General features: G+C 72.6%; 18 protein-coding genes and 1 riboswitch. Of the genes, 9 read left to right on the top strand and 9 right to left on the bottom strand.

The window, feature by feature from the left end; genetic code table 11:
* Positions 1 to 29: 29 nt before the first annotated feature.
* Entirely contained in the window at positions 30 to 614 is a 585-nt protein-coding gene (locus AB0C99_RS13035; RefSeq protein ID WP_362473723.1) for a TetR/AcrR family transcriptional regulator, read from the bottom strand.
* A gap of 105 nt (positions 615 to 719) precedes the next feature.
* Between AB0C99_RS13035 and AB0C99_RS13030 the strand changes: the two genes are divergently transcribed.
* From AB0C99_RS13030 to AB0C99_RS13020, 3 genes are all read left to right on the top strand, one after another.
* Positions 720 to 1,181, top strand: a complete 462-nt coding sequence (locus AB0C99_RS13030; protein ID WP_362473720.1) for a VOC family protein — start codon at positions 720 to 722, stop codon at positions 1,179 to 1,181.
* 157 nt (positions 1,182 to 1,338) lie between these two features.
* A complete protein-coding gene (locus AB0C99_RS13025) occupies positions 1,339 to 2,859 on the top strand; it encodes an MFS transporter (protein WP_362473717.1) in 1,521 nt (506 codons plus the stop codon).
* Positions 2,856 to 3,434 (top strand): TetR family transcriptional regulator, encoded by a 579-nt coding sequence (locus AB0C99_RS13020; protein WP_362473715.1) that lies wholly within the window; start codon positions 2,856 to 2,858, stop codon positions 3,432 to 3,434. The genes AB0C99_RS13025 and AB0C99_RS13020 overlap by 4 nt, the downstream gene beginning before the upstream one ends.
* Before the next feature lie 18 nt (positions 3,435 to 3,452).
* Here the strand turns inward: AB0C99_RS13020 and arr are convergent, their stop codons facing one another.
* Both arr and AB0C99_RS13010 read right to left on the bottom strand, forming a co-directional pair.
* A complete protein-coding gene (arr, locus tag AB0C99_RS13015; RefSeq protein ID WP_362473712.1) occupies positions 3,453 to 3,881 on the bottom strand; it encodes an NAD(+)--rifampin ADP-ribosyltransferase in 429 nt (142 codons plus the stop codon).
* 36 nt (positions 3,882 to 3,917) lie between these two features.
* Positions 3,918 to 6,221, bottom strand: coding sequence for an FUSC family protein (locus AB0C99_RS13010; RefSeq protein WP_362473709.1), 2,304 nt, complete (start codon positions 6,219 to 6,221; stop codon positions 3,918 to 3,920).
* Positions 6,222 to 6,309: 88 nt separating this feature from the next.
* Here AB0C99_RS13010 and AB0C99_RS13005 point away from each other — a divergent pair, with 88 nt between their 5' ends.
* Positions 6,310 to 6,822, top strand: a complete 513-nt coding sequence (locus AB0C99_RS13005; protein ID WP_362473706.1) for a GNAT family protein — start codon at positions 6,310 to 6,312, stop codon at positions 6,820 to 6,822.
* A 511-nt stretch (positions 6,823 to 7,333) separates the two neighbouring features.
* Here the strand turns inward: AB0C99_RS13005 and metE are convergent.
* Both metE and AB0C99_RS12995 read right to left on the bottom strand, forming a co-directional pair.
* Positions 7,334 to 9,658 (bottom strand): 5-methyltetrahydropteroyltriglutamate--homocysteine S-methyltransferase, encoded by a 2,325-nt coding sequence (metE, locus tag AB0C99_RS13000; protein ID WP_362473703.1) that lies wholly within the window; start codon positions 9,656 to 9,658, stop codon positions 7,334 to 7,336.
* A 170-nt stretch (positions 9,659 to 9,828) separates the two neighbouring features.
* A riboswitch (cobalamin riboswitch) is annotated at positions 9,829 to 10,056 on the bottom strand.
* A gap of 140 nt (positions 10,057 to 10,196) precedes the next feature.
* Positions 10,197 to 10,826, bottom strand: coding sequence for a class I SAM-dependent methyltransferase (locus AB0C99_RS12995; protein WP_362473701.1), 630 nt, complete (start codon positions 10,824 to 10,826; stop codon positions 10,197 to 10,199).
* 148 nt (positions 10,827 to 10,974) lie between these two features.
* On the opposite strand from AB0C99_RS12995, the gene AB0C99_RS12990 reads away from it, so the two are divergent.
* Together AB0C99_RS12990 and AB0C99_RS12985 are read left to right on the top strand one after the other, a co-directional pair.
* A complete protein-coding gene (locus AB0C99_RS12990; RefSeq protein ID WP_362473698.1) occupies positions 10,975 to 11,916 on the top strand; it encodes a hypothetical protein in 942 nt (313 codons plus the stop codon).
* Positions 11,917 to 12,057: 141 nt separating this feature from the next.
* Positions 12,058 to 12,456: a hypothetical protein gene (locus AB0C99_RS12985; protein WP_362473695.1), complete on the top strand. Its 399-nt coding sequence runs from the start codon at positions 12,058 to 12,060 to the stop codon at positions 12,454 to 12,456.
* Positions 12,457 to 12,476: 20 nt separating this feature from the next.
* On the opposite strand, the gene AB0C99_RS12980 is transcribed toward AB0C99_RS12985, so the two are convergent.
* Together AB0C99_RS12980 and AB0C99_RS12975 are read right to left on the bottom strand one after the other, a co-directional pair.
* Entirely contained in the window at positions 12,477 to 13,187 is a 711-nt protein-coding gene (locus tag AB0C99_RS12980; RefSeq protein WP_362473962.1) for a transposase, read from the bottom strand.
* A gap of 130 nt (positions 13,188 to 13,317) precedes the next feature.
* Positions 13,318 to 13,608 carry a hypothetical protein gene (locus AB0C99_RS12975; RefSeq protein ID WP_362473692.1) on the bottom strand — a complete coding sequence of 97 codons (291 nt, stop codon included), beginning with the start codon at positions 13,606 to 13,608 and terminating at the stop codon, positions 13,318 to 13,320.
* A gap of 299 nt (positions 13,609 to 13,907) precedes the next feature.
* Here AB0C99_RS12975 and AB0C99_RS12970 point away from each other — a divergent pair, with 299 nt between their 5' ends.
* On the top strand, positions 13,908 to 14,126 hold the full coding sequence (locus AB0C99_RS12970; protein WP_362473689.1) for a hypothetical protein: 219 nt from the start codon (positions 13,908 to 13,910) through the stop codon (positions 14,124 to 14,126).
* A 49-nt stretch (positions 14,127 to 14,175) separates the two neighbouring features.
* On the opposite strand, the gene AB0C99_RS12965 is transcribed toward AB0C99_RS12970, so the two are convergent.
* The gene (locus AB0C99_RS12965; RefSeq protein WP_362473687.1) at positions 14,176 to 14,352 is read right to left on the bottom strand and encodes a hypothetical protein; all 177 of its coding nucleotides are present in this window, start codon (positions 14,350 to 14,352) and stop codon (positions 14,176 to 14,178) included.
* Positions 14,353 to 14,745: 393 nt separating this feature from the next.
* Between AB0C99_RS12965 and AB0C99_RS12960 the strand changes: the two genes are divergently transcribed.
* Positions 14,746 to 15,588 (top strand): SAM-dependent methyltransferase, encoded by an 843-nt coding sequence (locus tag AB0C99_RS12960; RefSeq protein WP_362473684.1) that lies wholly within the window; start codon positions 14,746 to 14,748, stop codon positions 15,586 to 15,588.
* Positions 15,589 to 15,672: 84 nt separating this feature from the next.
* Here AB0C99_RS12960 and AB0C99_RS12955 read toward each other — a convergent pair whose 3' ends face one another.
* Positions 15,673 to 16,527: an NAD(P)H-binding protein gene (locus AB0C99_RS12955; protein WP_362473681.1), complete on the bottom strand. Its 855-nt coding sequence runs from the start codon at positions 16,525 to 16,527 to the stop codon at positions 15,673 to 15,675.
* Between the two features lie 170 nt (positions 16,528 to 16,697).
* Here AB0C99_RS12955 and AB0C99_RS12950 point away from each other — a divergent pair, with 170 nt between their 5' ends.
* Positions 16,698 to 17,294, top strand: coding sequence for a TetR family transcriptional regulator (locus AB0C99_RS12950; RefSeq protein WP_362473678.1), 597 nt, complete (start codon positions 16,698 to 16,700; stop codon positions 17,292 to 17,294).
* Positions 17,295 to 17,774 lie beyond the last annotated feature (480 nt).

Here is a 17,774-nt window from a genome sequence, read left to right as displayed (position 1 = left end):
CCTCACCCGCCCGCCGCCGGGCCCCGCCGTCAGCCCGCCGTGCGGAGCCCGGCCAGGAGCCGGTCGAGGGCCTGCTCCGCCGCGCGCGCGTCACCGCCGCCCGCGATCCAGAGCGCGGCTTCGTTCATCGCGCCCGACAGCAGCCGGGCCAGGGGCTCGACCGGCTGCTCGGCGATGACGCCCGCCGACACGAGCGCCGTCAGGGCCTCGGCGAGGTGCCGGGCGGAGGACCGGTCGTCGAGCGCCCGCCATTCGTCCCAGCCGAGCACGGTCGGCGCGTCGACCAGCAGGATCCGCCGCACGGCCGGGTCGGTCCCGGCGGCGAGGAAGGCGTGGGAACCGGCCCGCAGTTGCTCCCACAGGTCCTCGTGCCGCTCCGCCGTGGCCGCGACCCGCTCGCCCAGCTCCTCCTGGACCTCGGCGACGACGGCCCGGAAGAGGCCCGCCTTGCTGTCGAAGTGGTGGTACGCGGCCCCCTTCGTGACGCCGACCGCCCGCGCCACCTCGGCCAGCACCACTTGGTGGTAGCCGTCGGCGGCGAACCGCCGCCGCCCCTCGTCCAGTAGCGCCCGCCGTGTCGCCGCCCGCTGCTCGGCCCGGTTGACCGCCGTCATGGAGCACCGCCCTTCCTCTTTCGCGTACCCCGGGTATGCTAACTCCACGATTCACATACCCCAGGTATGTGAAATGGATCAGAGCCACGCAGAAGGTGAACCGCCGTGACGTCCACTCCCGCTCCCGCACCCGCCTCCACCCCTACACCCACCCTGACCGGCTTCTATCCGGTCCTGGCCACCCGGGACGTCGCGGCCTCACGCGACTTCTACACCCGCCACCTCGGGTTCGAGGTGACCTTCGAGGCGGACTGGTACGTCAGCCTGCGCCGCCCCGACGCCCCCCAGTACGAGCTGGCCCTCCTCGACCACGCCCACCCGACCGTCCCCGAGGGGCACCGCGCGGCGCTCCAGGGCGGCCTGCTGCTCAACTTCGAGGTGGCCGACGTGGACGCCGAGCACCACCGGCTCGTGACCGTGGCGGGACTGCCCGAGGCGCTGTCGCTGCGCACGGAGGAGTTCGGCCAGCGGCACTTCATCGTCGCCGCCCCCGACGGCGTACTGATCGACGTGATCACCGTCGTCCCGCCGAGCGGGGAGTACGCCGCCCACTACACCGAAGCCTGATCCGGCGCGGGGTCGGGTGTGGGGTCGGGTGCGGGGCTGACGGGGGGCTGGCAGGGGACTGGCGGGGGGTTGAAGGGGGGGCGGTCTTGGCGGGGGGTGTACGCCTGTTTACCCTGGGGGTGAACAGATGTGCACCCCTTCCCTGCCCTGGAGCACCATGCCTCCCGAGATACCCGCGATACCCGCGCCCGATCCGGCCTCCGGCCCCGCCTCCGCCCCCGCCCGTACCCGGCTGATCGTCCCCGTCCTGGCGTTCTGCGGCGTGGTCGTCGCCGTCATGCAGACGCTCGTCGTGCCGCTGCTGCCGCACGTCCCCGAGCTGACCGGGGCGAGCACCGGCGCCGCCGGCTGGCTCGTGACGGTCACCCTGCTCACCGGGGCGGTGTTCACGCCGGTGCTCGGCCGGGTCGGCGACATGTACGGCAAGCGCCGGGTGCTGCTCGCCTCGCTCGGCGTGCTGACCCTCGGCTCCGCGCTCTGCGCCGTCACCTCCGACATCGGGGTGCTGATCACCGGCCGGGCCCTCCAGGGCGCCGCCCTCGCCGTGATCCCGCTGGGCATCAGCATCATCCGCGATGAGCTCCCCGCCGAGCGGATCCTGCCCTCCATCGCCCTCATGAGCTCCACCCTCGGCATCGGCGCCGCCGTCGGACTGCCGCTCGCCGCCGTCGTCACGGAGAACTTCGACTGGCACACCATGTTCTGGGCGTCCGCCGGACTCGGCCTGCTCGATCTGCTGCTCGTGCTGTGGATCGTGCCCGAGTCGTCCGTGCGCGCCCCCGGACGCTTCGACGTCCCCGGCACCCTGGGCCTGGCCGCCGTGCTCGTCGGCGTGCTCCTGGCCATCACCCAGGGCACCTCCTGGGGCTGGACCTCGCCGCTGACGCTCGGACTGCTCGGCGGTTCCGTGGCCGTCGGCCTGCTGTGGGGCGTGTACGAGCTGCGCACGAGCTCCCCGATCCTGGACCTGAGGGTGTCCGGCCGGCCCGCCGTGCTGCTGACCAACCTCGCGGCCCTGTTCATCGGCTTCTCCTTCTACGCCAACTCCCTGGCCACCGCGCAGCTCGTCCAAGAGCCGACGAGCACCGGCTACGGGCTCGGCGCGTCCATCGTCGTCAGCGGCCTGTGCCTGCTGCCGGGCGGGCTCGCGATGGTGGCGCTGTCGCCGGTCTCGGCGCGGATCTCCGCCACGTACGGGCCCCGCACCGCCCTCGGGCTCGCCGCCGTCGTCATGGCCCTCGGCTACGGGGTGCGCGTCTTCACCACCCACAGCCTCTGGCTCATCGTCGCGGGCGCGACCGTCGTCGCCTGCGGCACCGCGATCGCGTACTCGGCGCTCCCGGCCCTCGTCATGCGGGCCGTCCCGGTCAGCGAGACGGCCTCCGCCAACGGGCTCAACACGCTGATGCGCTCGGTCGGCCAGGCATGTTGCAGCGCCGTCGTCACCGCCGTACTGGCCCACCTGACGTTCGCGACCGCCGCCGGCGGCACGGCGCCGACGCTCCACGCCTATCTGCTGATCTTCGTGATCGCCGGCGGCGCCGCGCTCGCGGCCCTCGTCGCCACGCTCCTGCTGCCCTCCGACCGGCCAGGCCGGGACGCCCCGCGCGCCGACGGCCGGGCGGGCGGTACGGTCGCGGTGTCACCGCCCGCCAGCGCCGCCCGAGGGACCGCATGAGCACCACCGACGAGACCGCCGCCCCGGCCCCCGGCCCCGAGACCGGGCGCGAGGCCATCATCCGCGCCGCGCGGCGGGCGTTCACGCTCAAGCCGTACGCCGAGGTGACCATGCGCGGGATCGCCGCCGCGGCGGGGGTCAGCCCCTCCCTGATCGTGAAGCGCTTCGGCAGCAAGGAGGCCCTGTTCAACACGGTCGTCGACTTCCGCCCCGCCGCCGCCGAACTCTTCGACGCCCCGCTGCCCGGCCTCGGCCGCCACCTCGTCCTCACGATGCTCGACCTGCGCGACCGGCTGCGCGGCGACCCGCTCCTGCGAGTCGTCTTCTCGCTCGGCATCGAGGACGAACGCACCCTGCTGCGGGCCCGCTTCCGCGCTGAGGTCACCGACCGGCTCGCCGCCCTCCTCACCGGACCCGACGCCCGCCTGCGCGCCGAACTCGTCGCCGGTCAGCTCCTGGGCCTGGGCGCCACCCTCAGCCTCCACCGCCCCGACGGCGCCACCGCCCACGCCGACGCCGCCCGGCTCGCGGAGCTCTACGCCCCCGGCATCCAGCACCTCGTCGACGGGGCGTGACGGACCCGCCCGGCCCGGTCAGTCGTAGATGACGGCCGCGCCCCGGCTCCGCAGGTCGTCCAGCCCCTTCCGCATCGCCCGGACCTTCTCCTCGGAGTGCCCACGCCACCCCTCCAGCTCGGACACCACCCGCACCGGCTCGCGCGTGCGGAACGAACGGGTCGGATTGCCGGGGAACTTCTTGTCGGTGACGTTGGGGTCGTCCTCCGGCTCGCCGGTCGGCTCCACCACGTAGATCCGCCCCGGACCGTCGCCCGCCGCGAGCTCGGCGCCCCACACGGCGGCGTCCAGCGTCTCGGAGAAGTAGACGTGCCGGGACACCCGCCCCGCCTCGTAGTTCGACTCGTAGCCCGCGCTCAGCAGGTCGCCGGGGGCGAGATCGGCCTTCGTCCCGTGGAGGAAGACACCGGCCTCGTAGACCTCGAAGGGGACGGGTTCGCTGTTCATGGACGCTCCGTGGGCCTCGGTGGGTATTGGAGGGGATCATGTCACCCGCCCCGCCCGTCCTCCCAGCCGCTCCAGGTCCGTCGTCAGGGAGGCCAGCCACGACACGGCCGCGTAGTACGCGCGGGGCGCGCCCGGCGGCTCGGCGGACAGGACGGCGCCGGGCACGGGGGCGTACGGCGGGACCGAGTCGGCTTTTCCGGCCTCGGCGGCTTCCTCAGCCTCTGCAGCCTCTGCCGCGTTTCCGGCGTCCCCAGCCTCCCCGGTGTCCCCGGCCGCCCTGGCCTCCCCGGCGTCCCCGGCGTCCCCGGCGTCCCCGGCCTCCCCGGCGTCTCCGGCGTCTCCGGCGTCTCCGGCGTCCCCGGCCGGGTCGACGTGGGCCGAGGCCAGCAGCATCCCCGCCGCGACCCGGTCACCGGCGCGGACGACGGACTCCGAGGCCGCCGGGCCCAGCGGCGGGACCTCGACAGGCCCGGCGGCCGGTACGAGCAGCCGGTCGGCGCCCCACAGGGTGTGGTGCGCGGCGATCAGCGCCGCCTGCCAGTCCCGGCGCTCCGACGGCGGATCCGGGCCCTCGGGCTCGGTCCGGTACTGCGCGTACGCCGACTCCGCCAGGCCCAGGGCGTGCCGCAGCGAGCGGTGCCCGGGCGCCGTAGCGACCGGGACGCGCCGCCCGCCCGCCGCGACCCGCGCCGTCGTGGCCACCACGACCTCCGCCGAGGCCCGCAGCAGCACCGCGACCGACCGGCGCAACTCGTCCTGGGCGCCCCGCGGCCAGGCCAGCAGCCCGAACACGGCGCCGATCGCGCTGCCGGCCAGCACGTCGAGCAGCCGGAACTCGGCGAGCCGCCACGTCGCCGGCGCCAACTGCGCGAAGACCAGGGCGACCACCACGGTGAACAGCGCCTGCGCCCAGCCGACGCCCTTGACCGGGCCCACCGTGAACGTGACCAGCATCAGCGGCGGCAGGGCCACCGCGTACACCGCGATGTCCGTGCCCACGAACGCCAGCAGCGCCGCCGCGACGAGCGCGCCGACGACCGTGCCGGTCAGTGCCCGCCGGACCGTCGCCCGGGTCTCCCGTACCGTCGTGCGGGTCAGGGTCAGCGTCGCCAGCAGCACCCAGAAGCCGTGCGGGAGGGTGCCGACACCGGCGACGAGCCGGGCCGCCGCCAGGGCCAGGCCGATGCGGACGGCGTTTTGGAAGAACACCGACCGTCCGCCCGCGTGGCCCGACACCCGCCGCCACCACAGCTGCGGCGCCCGCTGCCGCGCGTACCAGAACCGGCCCGGCGCCGGGACACCCGCCGCCCGGCCCCGGACGGCGAGGTCCGAGGCCGTGGACAGGGCGAGGGCCGCGTCCGCGACCTCCAGGAGGGCCGCGTTGCGGCGCAGCACGGCGGGAGCGCCGTACTCGGGCGCCGCGGCCAGCTCCCGCCGGGCCCGCAGCAGACCGGCGTGGGCCCGCCCGCCGGACCCCGGCCCCGGCTCCTGCCCCGGCCCGCCTCCCCGCAGCCGCTCGCCCGCCTCCCGCGCCGCCTCGGCGACGGCCCGCAGCGGACCGGCGCCCAGGGCCGCCGTCCCCGGCGGGGGCGGCGGCAGCACGACGAGGCGGCCGAGCAGCGTGCGCGTCGCGAGCCCGGTATGGGCCAGCGCCCGCTGCCGCAGCCCCGCGCCGGCGGGCCGCTCGGCCTCCGGGACGCGCGAGGAGCGCAACCCCGAGCTCAGCTCCAGGGCGGTGCGGGACACGGCCCCGGGCAGGACGTACGGGGCCGTCCGCAGCCGGTCCGCGCACTCCGCCGCCGCGAAGGCGGCACGGGCGGCCCGCTCCCGGTAGGAGGGCGCGGCGGGCTCGGGCAGGACCGCCGACTCCACCACGACCAGCAGTACCAGCCCCAGCGTGGCGCCCGCGAGACGCTCGCCCAGCGAACCGGGATCGTACGGCGGGAACGACGGCAGGATGTACATGAGCTGGAGCCCCGTCGCCGCGCCCGCGAAACGCGGCCCGCCGACGGCCGCGAACGCCAGCGCGAACCCTACGACCAGCATCCCGAGCACCGCGCTCCACGTGCGCACCGACAGATAGGTGCCCAGCGTGATCAGCGCCCAGCACACCGGCACTACGCCCGCCAGCACCGCCGCCCGCTGCCGCCCGGAGCCGGGCAGGCGGGAGAGCCCCGCCATCGCGACGGCCCCGAACAGCGCGTACGTCGCGCCGACGACGAGCCCGAAGCCGTACAGCAGCACGTAGAAGCCGACCCCGGCGGCGAGCGTGACGCGCAGCGCCCCGCGTGCCGCCGCCCGATAGCCGGGCGCCGGCCGTCGCGGGAACGGCCCACCCATGCCCCCAGGATCACCCGGGGACGGCCACCGGGCACGACGGAACACAACCGGGTGGCCCGCCCGGCCTCCCGCGAGGCAGGCTGGCCCCATGAACGAACTGCGCGGCCCCCGCCTCACCCTGCGCCCCGCCGTCCCCGCCGACGTCCCCGCCCTGGCCGCGATCCGCGCCACCCCCGAAGTCCGCGCGCACTGGCGCGGCGAGGACGACCTGGCGGCGGAGGTGGCCTCCGACCTGGCGGACGAGGCCACCCACTGCCTGACGGTGCTCCACGAGGGCCGGATCGTCGGCATGATCCAGTGGTACGCGGAGGAGGAGCCGGACTACCGCCACGCGGGCATCGACCTCTTCCTCGACCCGACCGTGCACGGCCAGGGCCTCGGCACCGAAGCCGTCCGCACCCTCGCCCGGCACCTGATCGACGACCTGGGCCACCACCGCCTCGTCATCGACCCGGCGGCCGGCAACCGGGCCGCGATCCGCTGCTACGAGAAGGCGGGCTTCCGCCCGGTGGGCGTGATGCGCCAGTACGAACGCGGCGCCGACGGTACCTGGCACGACGGCCTCCTCATGGACCTCCTGGCCGCCGAACTGCCCCGGTGACCGCGAGGCGCGCACGAAGCGGAGCGGCGCCCGGCGCCGACGGCCGGGAGCCCCGCCCTCGGGCCGCGAGACCCGCCTCCGAGCCCCCGACCGGCCAGGTTGCCGCCCTCACGGCTCGGGAAACGGCGGGGTGGAATCCATGACCTCCAGCAGCCTTCGAGCGGGCACGGCCTCCTCCGGCCGTACGGAGGAGGCGACACCCTCGATGACGGACCGCCCCGCGAGCACGGCCGCCCTGGCGGCGGCTTCCCAGCCGAGTCGCTGTCCGTAGCCCGACCCGTACGAGCGGCCTTGTGCGGCGGCGGCAGCGGCGGAGTGCCACTGATCGGCCCGATCGTGGCCGGGGACGGCGGCTCGCCGCCGCCAGGCCCCGGACCACCGGCACGACCCGCCTCTTCGGCCCCGCGCCGCCCTGACGGCGTCGGGCCATCAGGGTGGCGTACTCCTGCGGGGCGCGACCGGCCGGGCCGAACGTCTGGGCGTCCGGCCCGGCCGTCGCGCCGCCGCCCCGTCAGCCGTTGTCGGCCGCCAGCTCCGTCCGTACCTCGCGGGCTGCCGCGACGAGGTTTTCCAGGGAGGCGCGGGTCTCGGGCCAGGCGCGGGTCTTCAGGCCGCAGTCGGGGTTGACCCACAGGCGCTCGGCGGGGATGGCCTCCAGGCCCTTGCGCAGCAGGGCGGCGGCCTCGGCGGTGCTGGGGACGCGGGGGGAGTGGATGTCCCAGACGCCGGGGCCGGCCTCGCGCGGGTAGCCGTGTGCGGCGAGTTCGCCGGCGACCTGCATGTGGGAGCGGGCGGCTTCGAGGCTGATGACGTCGGCGTCGAGGTCGTCGATGGCCTGGACGATGTCGCCGAACTCGGCGTAGCACATGTGGGTGTGGATCTGGGTGTCGGGGCGGACGCCGCTGGTGGAGAGGCGGAAGGATTCGGTGGCCCAGGCGAGGTAGGCGGCGTGGTCGGCGGCGCGCAGGGGCAGCGTCTCCCGGAGGGCCGGTTCGTCGACCTGGATGACGGAAGTGCCCGCCGCCTCCAGGTCGTTCACTTCGTCGCGCAGGGCGAGTGCCACCTGGCGGGCGGTGTCGCCGAGTGGCTGGTCGTCGCGTACGAACGACCAGGCGAGCATGGTCACGGGCCCGGTCAGCATGCCCTTGACGGGCTTGGAGGTCTGTGCCTGGGCGTACGTCGTCCAGCGGACCGTCATGGGTTCGGGGCGGGAGATGTCTCCGGCGAGGACCGGGGGCCGGACGTATCGGGTGCCGTAGGACTGGACCCAGCCGTGCTGGGTGGCGACGTAGCCGGTGAGCTGCTCGGCGAAGTACTGGACCATGTCGTTGCGTTCGGGCTCGCCGTGCACGAGGACGTCGATGCCGGTCTTCTCCTGGTACGAGACGACCTCGCGGATCTCGTCCTTGATCCGCTCCTCGTATCCGGCCGTGTCGATGCGGCCGGCCCGGAGGTCGGCGCGGGCGACGCGGAGCTCGTCGGTCTGCGGGAAGGAGCCGATCGTGGTGGTCGGGAGCACCGGCAGGCCGAGGTGGGCGCGCTGGGCGGCGGTGCGCTCGGTGTAGGGCTGGGAGCGGCGGCCGTCCGCGTCGGTGATCGCGGCGGTGCGGGCGCGGACGGCGGGGTCGCGGGTGAGGGCGGAGTCGGCGCGGGAGGCCAGGTCGGCCCGGTTGGCGGCGAGTTCGGTGGCGATCGCGTCGGTGCCGTGGGCGAGGCCGTGGGCGAGGGTGACGACCTCGGTGGTCTTCTGGCGGGCGAAGGCGAGCCAGCGCCGGACCTCGGGGTCGAGGTCGGCTTCGGCGTCCGCGTCGAGAGGGACGTGGAGCAGGGAGCAGGAGGTGGCCACGTCGACGCGGTCGGCGAGGCCGAGCAGGGTGGCGAGGGTGGCGAGGGACTTCTGGTGGTCGTTGATCCAGATGTTGCGGCCGTTGACGACGCCGGCGACGAGCCGCTTGCCGGGTAGTCCGCCGACGGTGGCGAGGTCGTCGAGGTTGGCGGCGGCGCGCTCGGTGAAGTCGAGGGCGAGACCGTCCACGGGGGCGGCGGCGAGTACGTGGAGGGCGTCGCCGAGGCGGTCGAAGTAGGAGGCGACGAGCAGCTTGGGCCGGTCGCCTGCCGCCCCGAGGTCGCGGTAGACGCGGGCGGCGGCGTTCAGCTCGGCGGGAGTGCGGTCCTGGACGAGTGCGGGCTCGTCCAACTGCACCCATTCCGCGCCGGCGGCCCGCAGGTCGGCGAGGACTTCGGCGTAGACGGGGAGGAGCCGGTCGAGAAGGGTGAGCGGGTCGAAGTCGGCGGCGACGCCGGGTGCGGGCTTGGCGAGCAGGAGGTAGGTGAGGGGGCCGACGAGGACCGGGCGGGCGGTCAGGCCGAGCGCGAGGGCTTCCGTCAGTTCGGCGACCTGCTTGGTGGAGTCGGCGGTGAAGACGGTGTCGGGGCCGAGTTCGGGGACGAGGTAGTGGTAGTTGGTGTCGAACCACTTGGTCATCTCCAGCGGCGCGATGTCCTGGGTGCCGCGGGCCATGGCGAAGTAGCCTTCGAGCGGGTCGGCGTCGACGGCGGCGCGGTGGCGGGCGGGGATGGCGCCGACCATGAGGCTGGTGTCGAGGACGTGGTCGTAGTACGAGAAGTCGCCGGTCGGCACTTCGTGGACGCCGGCGTCGGCCAGCTGGTGCCAGTTCGACCGGCGGAGGTCGGCGGCGGTGGCGCGGAGGGCGTCGGCGGTGACGCGGCCCTTCCAGTAGCCCTCGATGGCCTTCTTCAGTTCGCGGTTCTGCCCCTGGCGGGGGTAGCCGTACACGGTCGCTCGTACCGCAGCGGCGGTGGACTCGGTGGTCACGGAACTCTCCTTCGCGAGATGTGCCCGGATGGACGGCCCGATGAGGGGACGTGGGCGCGAAGGAGAAGGCGGAGCACGCTGACCGGAGCGCGGAGGGAGCCCGCGACGGGCCGTACGTCGTCCACGCCGACCCGCCCACGAGGTCATCGGTGAAACCGTGCGCGGAATACGTCCTCGCACGGGCAACGGGCAGGTCTTCGGACTCGCGGGCACGCTCTCCGGCATGACCGGAGGGCACCTACTGGCCGTCGCTTCCCAGGACCGTTGTCCGGTCCCAGTGCGTATGACGGCGGTCGTTCCCACTCACCGCTGCGGGGCAGTCCCGGATTCCCACCGGGTTCCCTCTTACGACGCATCCCGCCTGGCGGACGGGGCGAACCAGCTGCGCGGGCCAGACTAGGGCGTGCCGCGCCCCGATGGCGAGAAATATCAAGATCCGGACGCGAGAACGGCGAAGATCAGCCGGTGGCGAGGAAGTCGATCTCACGGCGTCACGGCGTCACGGCGTCACGGCGTCACGGCGTCACGGCGTCGCGGCCTACGAGCGCCGGGCGAGCAGATGAGTCTCAAGGAAGCCCCGCTCGGAGGCGGGGTCGTGGAGGAGCCGGGTCGTGGTGGTGAGTCCGGCCTGGGCCAGTAGGTCGGTGAAGGGCGCGGCGGGCCAGCTGTAGGCGGGTGCCACCTTGTGGTCGAAACGGATCGGCTCGGGCCCCTCGGTGCCGAAGAGGGACACCAGGATCAGGCCACCCGGCGCGAGGACGCGGGCCTGCTCGGCGAGCAGCGCGGGCAGTTCCCCGGGCGGTGTGTGGATCATCGAGTAGTGGGCCAGGATCCCGCCGAGCACGCCGTCCTCCAGCGGCAGGGCCTCCATGCGGGCCTGCTCGAACCGCAGCGCCGGCTGGGCCCGCCGGGCGTGGTCGACCATGGCGGGGGAGAGGTCGAACCCGATGGCGTCCAGCCCCTGTTCGCACAGCATGGCCGTGAGGTGCCCGGGCCCGCAGCCGACGTCGGCGACCCGCAGGTTCCCCGTGTCCCGTACGAGCTCGGCGAAGGTGCCGACCATGCTCCGCGCGAACGGCCGCGTCTCCAGCCGGTCGGCGAACAACGACGCGTAGAGCTCGACGACTTGGTCGTAGGCGGCCCGGGTCACCTCTTGATGCTTCGACACGCCCCGAAACGTAGCACCGCTGCGGGCGGCTGCCTCTGGGGACGGGTGGGGACGAGTGGGGGAGGGGGGCTGGACTGCCGGGCGGGACAGGCGTGGTGCATGATGACGCCAGGAGGGGATTTGAATGCGTTCAGAAAGATCAATCATCATGGTGGACCACCCCCTGGAGACGCCTGCTCAGGGGACGGTACGCATCCGGGACCGTTTCGGGTCCGTAGTCGTGGCCTGCACCTCGGTCCTGTCCGTCGAGGCGGTGATCGCGGTCATCGCGGTGTACGTGTGGGAGCTGACCAAGGAGACGCCGCCGCTCCCCTACAACGGCCTCGCCGTATTCGTGATGGTGGTCGCGCTTCCGTTCGTGGCGGCGGCGGGTGCGGCCCTGGCCGCGCTGCTGTCGATCTGCGTGCTGATGCCGATGCTCGCCGTTGCCGCCCGGCTGGGCCGAGCCGTGTCCGGCCGCGAGGCGTGGTGGTGGGTTCCGGCGGCCGCGGGAGGCGTGGCGGCCCTGCCCGCGGGCGCGGAGGCGCTGACGGGCGAGACCGGCCTTCTGGGGTGCGTCGCCGGATGGCTCGTGGCGACGGTGGCGCTCGCCGTACCGGCCCTGACCGCCCGCAGGCTGCTCCTGCCGGAGCGCCCGCGGCTCTCCGGGGGAGCGATGTTCGGGTACATCGCGCTGTGGGGGACGCTCGCCGCCGTCACCGCCTTCACGCTGGCGGGCATCGCCGTCTTCGCGGGGGTCGGCTACGAGGCGCCGCGCCTGGACGAGGCGCAGGTGGCCGGCACGTACGCCGACGGCGAGGGCGGCACCCTCACCCTCGCCCCCGACGGCACGGCCACCGCGAACAGGGTCAAGACCTTCACCTACGACGAGCACAGCACCCAACCCCTGGCCAAGGAGTGCACCGGCGCGGGCACCTGGACCTACACCCCCGCCGACAGCCCCACCTCCCAGCGCGTCGACGTGACCATCGACGCGTGCCCGGGCCTTATGGACAGCTGGAACACCTACGGCTCCGCCGCCCACCCGAAGCTGTACGTCTTCATGGGAGACCCCGACACGTGGGACATCTACACGCTGCGCCGCGGCTAAGACGTGCGTCGCAAGTGCTCTAGTGCTCTGACCGGGAAGGTTCGTCGGGTCGTGTGGCTTGTTGGATGCGCTCGGCGACACAGGTGGCAGTGATGCGCGCTATAGGATCTTGAACCCACGACTGGATGCCGGAGGGCTGGGATGGAAGAGCCGCAGATGCGCCTCGGCACGGATGATGCGTGGCTGGACCTGTCTCGGACCGGTGGCGACACCTGGCAGGTCAGTGCCGACTGGTGCTCCCGGCTGACAGCCGACTTCACCGCGTACCTCAGTGATGCTGAAGTCGCGGACTTCGCGCGGCACATGCTCTCGCGTCTGGACGCGGCGTCAGGCGCGGGCTTCTCGGCCGTGGTGACGCCTGGCCGTAATAATCCCCTGGCATTGAAGGCTCAGCCCGTCGGGGACGGTTTTGCCTTCTTCGTGCGGTTGACCCCCAACGGGGACGACACGGTCTGCCACCTTCAGATGGAACTTGATCCGATCTCCACCCCGGACTTGCGCGAGATGTTCGACGCGCTGCACGCGGCGCTGGTGTCCTGACAGTCTGGAGCGCTGACTGGTTAGGCGGCTGTTCGGCGTGGAAGCCCACCCCAGCGGATGCCTTTCTCGCTGCGGATGCGTGCTCGTTCGCGTCGTTGGGCGGCCAAGACATCGGGGTGGCGGGCGTTCTTGTTGCGCCAGCGCAGGTAATCGTGCAGGGCCCGGGTCTGGACGGTGTGGTCCGGATGGTTCGAGTTGGCCAGGGTGAACTCCCTTGGCGGTCCGAAGTGGGGCTCGATGGGGCCGGCCCGGGACGCGTAGGTAGGTGTGAAGCACAGCTCGACCTTGGTCCTCGTCGCCCACCTGTGGATCTTCCGGTTCAGGTGGGCGGAGAGGTTGTCGAGGATCACGTAGATCAAGGCGCCGTCCGGGCGGGCTGCGCGGATCGACCGTAGGGCGGCCCAGGTGTGGTCGATGCCCTTGCGACGCCGGTTGACTCCCCATACTTTGTCGTCGCCGACGGCGTAGCAGCCGTGGAAGTAGGTGATTCCGTGGGTGCGGCGGTAAGTGGCCGGCAGCTGTTCAGGGCGGCTCTGCTTGGCCCAGCAGGAGCCGGCGGCGGGGCGGATGCCCAGCGGCCCGAACTCGTCGAGATCGAACGTGCGGTCCAGGCGCTTGTTGACTACGTCCTCGATCCGCTTCAGCTTGGCGTCGAAGGCCGCCGGGGCCAGCAGCATCATCGCCCGCCGAAACCGCACTGAGCTTGTGCTGCCCTGCCTCACGATCCGCAGGAACTTCTACCCCTCCTGCTCCGTTAACCGCCGGGCCCTGACCGGTGGCGCCATGTCACCCCTTGCTGGTTGAAGTCGTCACTTCCAACCAGCACAACGAGCAACCCGGTAGACCTTTGCAGTCACGGCACTAGTGCGGGGCGCCGGTGCTCTCGGAGTGTCCGCTCGGCAGGGTGTTGCCCGCCGACGCGTCCGGATGCGCGAGAGCCGAGGTCCCGGCCGCGCTTCGCTTCGACCTGGAGGTGACGAGGCGGTGCAAGAACCGCACGGTGCCCCAGAGGATCGCGAGGGTGTAGAGCCCGAGGATGACCTGCGTGATCGTGTCGGCCAGATCCGGGCTGTCCCTGGCGTCCATGGTGATGATGCTGAAAAGCAACCAGAATCCCCAGCCCTTAGCGACTTCCTTGCCTTCGGCCTTCATGTTTCTGCCCCCTTGTGTTCCTTCGAGAAGTCTACGGTGAGGCCGAGAGTCGGCAGGTCAGCGGGCTGCATCGGTACGCATACGGGCGCGGGCAGGGGGGCGGGTACGGGCGCAGATGTCGGGGGGCCGGGGCGGCCTTGGAGGTGTTCAGCGTCCTGGCCGGGGCCTCGTGGTGAGCTCTTTCGGACGATTCTGGCGGAGAGTCGATCATCCGCCCGGTCGAGCGCGCGCCCTCCGCCTATCCTCTACAAGCGTGTAGAGGTGCGGTCGTCGCGCCTCTCGACCGGCGGAGGTATGCCATGGCTTCGATCGATCTCGACAAGGTGCTGGACTCGGCGTGGGCGGGCAAGAGCCTCCCGGAGATCCTCGCCGCGCCCGTCGCGGCCCTGAAGGGCGTCTCCGAGCGGGACGGCGAGCTCCTGGACGAGGCGTTCGGCGTCAAGACCGTCGCGGACCTCGCGGAGCTCAAGTACGCCCGCTGGGCCCAGGCGCTCGCGGCCCTGGACGCCGCCAAGTAGTCCGTCTCCTCGTTCGGTGTCCCGCTCGGACGTGCGGGACACCGAGTGCCTATACCCAGTTGGCCCAGCCGAAGGTGAATAGGTAGGCCCGACGGCCCGCGTCCAGCGCTCGGGCGCCACGAAGACGCAGTGCCACCAGGACGACAAGGAACAGGCCGCCGAAGAGCCCGGCGAGGAGGGCTCCGAAGGGGAGTCCTGCGAGCAGTCCGAGAACGGCGCTCGCCACGATGACGATTCCAAGGCCGACATGCGCGGTCGGCAGGTCTGCCCTGACCGTCGCACGCAGTGCTTCGCGGGAGGCCCGGAGATCGCCGTCATAGCGTTTCCGTGCCATCTCCGGATCCGCGTGGGGCCCCTCAGGCCACTGCTCCGACATCGTCCCCTCCGATTCTGTTCGAACAGAGCGTAACCGCCCGCGTCGCACGATCGGGTGGGAAATGTGTCCCTGCCTGGCTTTGCGGCGGTGGGCGGCGGCATCACCGGATTAGATGCCGGTGATCGATCAGACAGAACGCGTCGGGCGCGCGGTGCCGGCCCTGCTCCTCCAGGTTCCGTTCCGCTTCATCCCGCTCCGCTTCGCGCGACGCCCCTCCCGCCATCGAAGCTCCTGTGAGGCCCTGTGTACCGCGCGACGTTCGACGACTCCGCTCCCGCGTCCATCGACCCGACCAAGCCGAGCATCGCCAGGGTCTACGACGCGTTCCTCAACGGCACGGACAACTACGAGGCGGACCGAGCGGTGGTCCAGGGAGTCCTGAAGGCCGCCCCCGAGGCCCGTGACCTGGCGGTGGAGAACCGGAACTTTCTGATCCGAGCCTGCCGATTCCTCGCCGGGCACGCAGGCGTGACGCAGTACCTCGACTGCGGCTCGGGCCTGCCGACGGCGGAGAACGTGCACCAGGTCGTACAGCGGGTCGACCCCGACTCGCGCGTCGTCTACGTGGACAACGACCCGGCGGTACTGGCCCACGGCCGGGCGTTGCTCGAGGAGCACGAGGGCAACGACAACACGGTCTTCGTCGCCGCAGACATCTTCGAGCCCGAGACGCTGCTGGCCGACGACACCGTGCGCTCCACGCTCGACTGGAGCAAGCCGATCGCGCTGCTGCAACTGGGCACGCTGCACCACTACAACGCCGAGCGGACCCGTACGCGCAAGGACGTCATGCGCGCCTACATCGACGCGCTGCCCTCGGGCTCGTACGTGGCGATCAGCCATTTCCTGGATCCCGAGGACGAGTACAGCGCGACCGCCCGCAAGATGGAGGAGCTGTTCCTGCACAGCATGATGGGCAGCGGCACCTTCTCCACCCGGGCCGAACTCCAGGAACTCTTCGGCGGCCTCGACATGGTGCCCCCGGGCCTGGTGCGCTGCGCCGACTGGTGGCCGGACGGGCCGCACCTCAAGGAGCTCAACGCGGCCCAGCGCAGCATCGCCGGCGGCATCGCACGAAAGGCGTAGCTCCCGAGCCCCGACCACGGGCGAGACGAGGCGAGGCGAGGCGACGGGGGACGCGGCCACGGGGACGAAGTTACGGGCACGAGGTCACGGACTCCGCGTGAACGCGGCGGCGTGGTCGGCGACCCACTGCCGGTACGTGCGCGGCGGCGTCCCGAGGATCTCGGACACCGCCGTGGTGACGTACGCGGGCGGCCCGACGGCCGCACCCCACGCGGCGAGCAGCATGTCGATCGCGGCGCTGGGCGCCGTACCCTCCCACTGCTCCCGGAACGCCTCCGGCGTGATCTCCTCGAACGCGATCCCGCGCCCCAGCACGCTGCCGATGATCTCCACCTGCTCGGCATGGGTCAGGGACTCCGGGCCGGTGAGGACGTAGTCGCCGCCGACGTACTCGTCCTGATGGAGCGTCCGCGCGGCGACCGCCGCGATGTCGCGATCGTCGACCGGTGCCGACGCGGAGGCGCCGTAAGGCCACCGGACTACGTCACCGGCGCGGATCGCCGGTGCCCACCAGGCCAGCGAGTTCGACGCGAACATCCCCGGCCGGAGGATCGTCGATTCGAGGCCGGTGGCCGCGATGAGCCGTTCGATGTCGGCGTGCAGGGCCGCCACGGGGTTGGGCTGCTGGAAGAAGGCGTGCGGGGTCCGGTGCGGGGAGGAGAGGAAGACGACTCGCCGCACGTGGGCCGCCAGCCGCTCGACGACCGCTTCCCTGGTCTGCGGCGGGGCGGTCCAGACGAGGAAGACCGCGCCGGCTCCGCTGAGCGCCGGGTCGAGCGACTCGGGCGCCGTGAGGTCCCCGACGAAGACCTCCACCTCCGCCGGCAGGGTCTTCGCCGCCTCGGGGCGCCGGGTGAGGGCCCGGACCGGCACGCCCGCGTCGAGCAGGCGGTCGACGACGACCCGGCCGACCCGGCCCGTGGCTCCGGTGACGAGCACGGGACAGGCGTCAGAAGGGATATCGGATGGGACGTTGGATGAGACGTCGGAAGGGGTGTCGGAAGGCGTGTCAGAGGGGGTGTCAGAGGGAGTGTTCATCTGTTTCATGCCCTCATGGAAACGTTACTCGGTAAGAAATGCAACCCGGTAACAAATGTTAAAGTGGTCAGATGAGCGAGTCGACCGGGCTGCGGGCCCGCAAGAAGGAGCGGACGCGCGACGCGATCGGGGACGCGGCCGTCTCGCTCTTCCTGGAGCGCGGCTTCGACGGCGTCTCGGTCAACGACATCGCGGCGGCGGCCGAAGTCTCCAAGCCGACGCTCTTCCGGTACTTCCCCACGAAGGAAGACCTGGTGCTGCACCGCTTCGCGGACCATCAGGGCGAAGCCGCGCGCGTCGTACGCGACCGCGCGTCCGGCGTCGAGCCGGTGGCGGCGCTGCACCGGCACTTCCGGGACGGCCTCGACCGCCACGACCCCGTCACCGGGCTCACTGATCACCCGGAGGTGGTGGCGTTCCACCGGCTGGTGTTCGATACGCCGAGCCTGGCGGGGCGGCTCACGCGCTACCAGCTGGAGGACGAGGAAGCGCTGGCGGGCGCCCTCGGTGAAGGCATCCAGGCGCGCCTGCTGGCGGCCCAGGTGCTCGCGGTCCAACGCGTGCTCGCGCGGGCCAACTGGCACAAGATCGCCGCTGGTCGCACCGCGGCGGACGTCCACCCCGAGGCCGTGGCCGACGCCGATCAGGCTTTCGGTCACCTGCGGTGACGGCTGACGCCGTCGGCCGCCCGGGTTCGCGGGCGGCCACCCAGGGCGGGATCGTCGGAACGCGCCTGCGCTGATTGGCGGGGCGCATGGCCCGAGGCGTGGACTCCCTCGATCGCGGCCGGTGGCGCGGGGGAGCGCGCCCGGCGCGATCGCCTCGGCGCCGTGCCCCCGGGCGGTGGCGAGGGTCGACGGGCCCGGGTGGGCGGCCCGGGGGCGGGGCCGAGCTCCGCGCGCCCCTGGTTACACATTGTAGTGAACTGATTGTCACATGTATACGGTGTGTGATCATGTGTGCGATTCATTACTTGGCTGCCCACGCGGGGCAGCGCACCCGATCACGTGGAGTAACCATGTCGCCGAAGCGAGTCTCACCTGACGACGCCAAGCCCCAGCCCGCCCCCACCCCGGCACCTCAGGCGCCGCAACCCACGAGCCTGAAGGCCGAAACGACGAAGGGTCAGCTCGCGGGCGGGCTGTCCG

The sequence above is a fragment of the Streptomyces sp. NPDC048659 genome (assembly GCF_040650575.1).
GTDB lineage: Bacteria > Actinomycetota > Actinomycetes > Streptomycetales > Streptomycetaceae > Streptomyces.
The sequence above is the reverse complement of the archived record's forward strand: the minus strand, read 5'-3'. Positions and strand labels throughout refer to the sequence as shown.

Bases quoted from the DNA above. Each gene is read 5' to 3' on its own strand.
- AB0C99_RS12985 (WP_362473695.1), top strand. From the start codon at position 12,058: ATGGAAGAGCCGCAGATGCGCCTCGGCACGGATGATGCGTGGCTGGAC.
- AB0C99_RS13020 (WP_362473715.1), top strand. From the start codon at position 2,856: ATGAGCACCACCGACGAGACCGCCGCCCCGGCCCCCGGCCCCGAGACC.
- AB0C99_RS12975 (WP_362473692.1), bottom strand. From the start codon at position 13,608: ATGAAGGCCGAAGGCAAGGAAGTCGCTAAGGGCTGGGGATTCTGGTTG.
- AB0C99_RS12970 (WP_362473689.1), top strand. From the start codon at position 13,908: ATGGCTTCGATCGATCTCGACAAGGTGCTGGACTCGGCGTGGGCGGGC.
- AB0C99_RS13005 (WP_362473706.1), top strand. From the start codon at position 6,310: ATGAACGAACTGCGCGGCCCCCGCCTCACCCTGCGCCCCGCCGTCCCC.
- arr (WP_362473712.1), bottom strand. From the start codon at position 3,881: ATGAACAGCGAACCCGTCCCCTTCGAGGTCTACGAGGCCGGTGTCTTC.
- AB0C99_RS13035 (WP_362473723.1), bottom strand. From the start codon at position 614: ATGACGGCGGTCAACCGGGCCGAGCAGCGGGCGGCGACACGGCGGGCG.
- AB0C99_RS12950 (WP_362473678.1), top strand. From the start codon at position 16,698: ATGAGCGAGTCGACCGGGCTGCGGGCCCGCAAGAAGGAGCGGACGCGC.
- AB0C99_RS12990 (WP_362473698.1), top strand. From the start codon at position 10,975: ATGGTGGACCACCCCCTGGAGACGCCTGCTCAGGGGACGGTACGCATC.
- AB0C99_RS13025 (WP_362473717.1), top strand. From the start codon at position 1,339: ATGCCTCCCGAGATACCCGCGATACCCGCGCCCGATCCGGCCTCCGGC.
- AB0C99_RS13010 (WP_362473709.1), bottom strand. From the start codon at position 6,221: ATGGGTGGGCCGTTCCCGCGACGGCCGGCGCCCGGCTATCGGGCGGCG.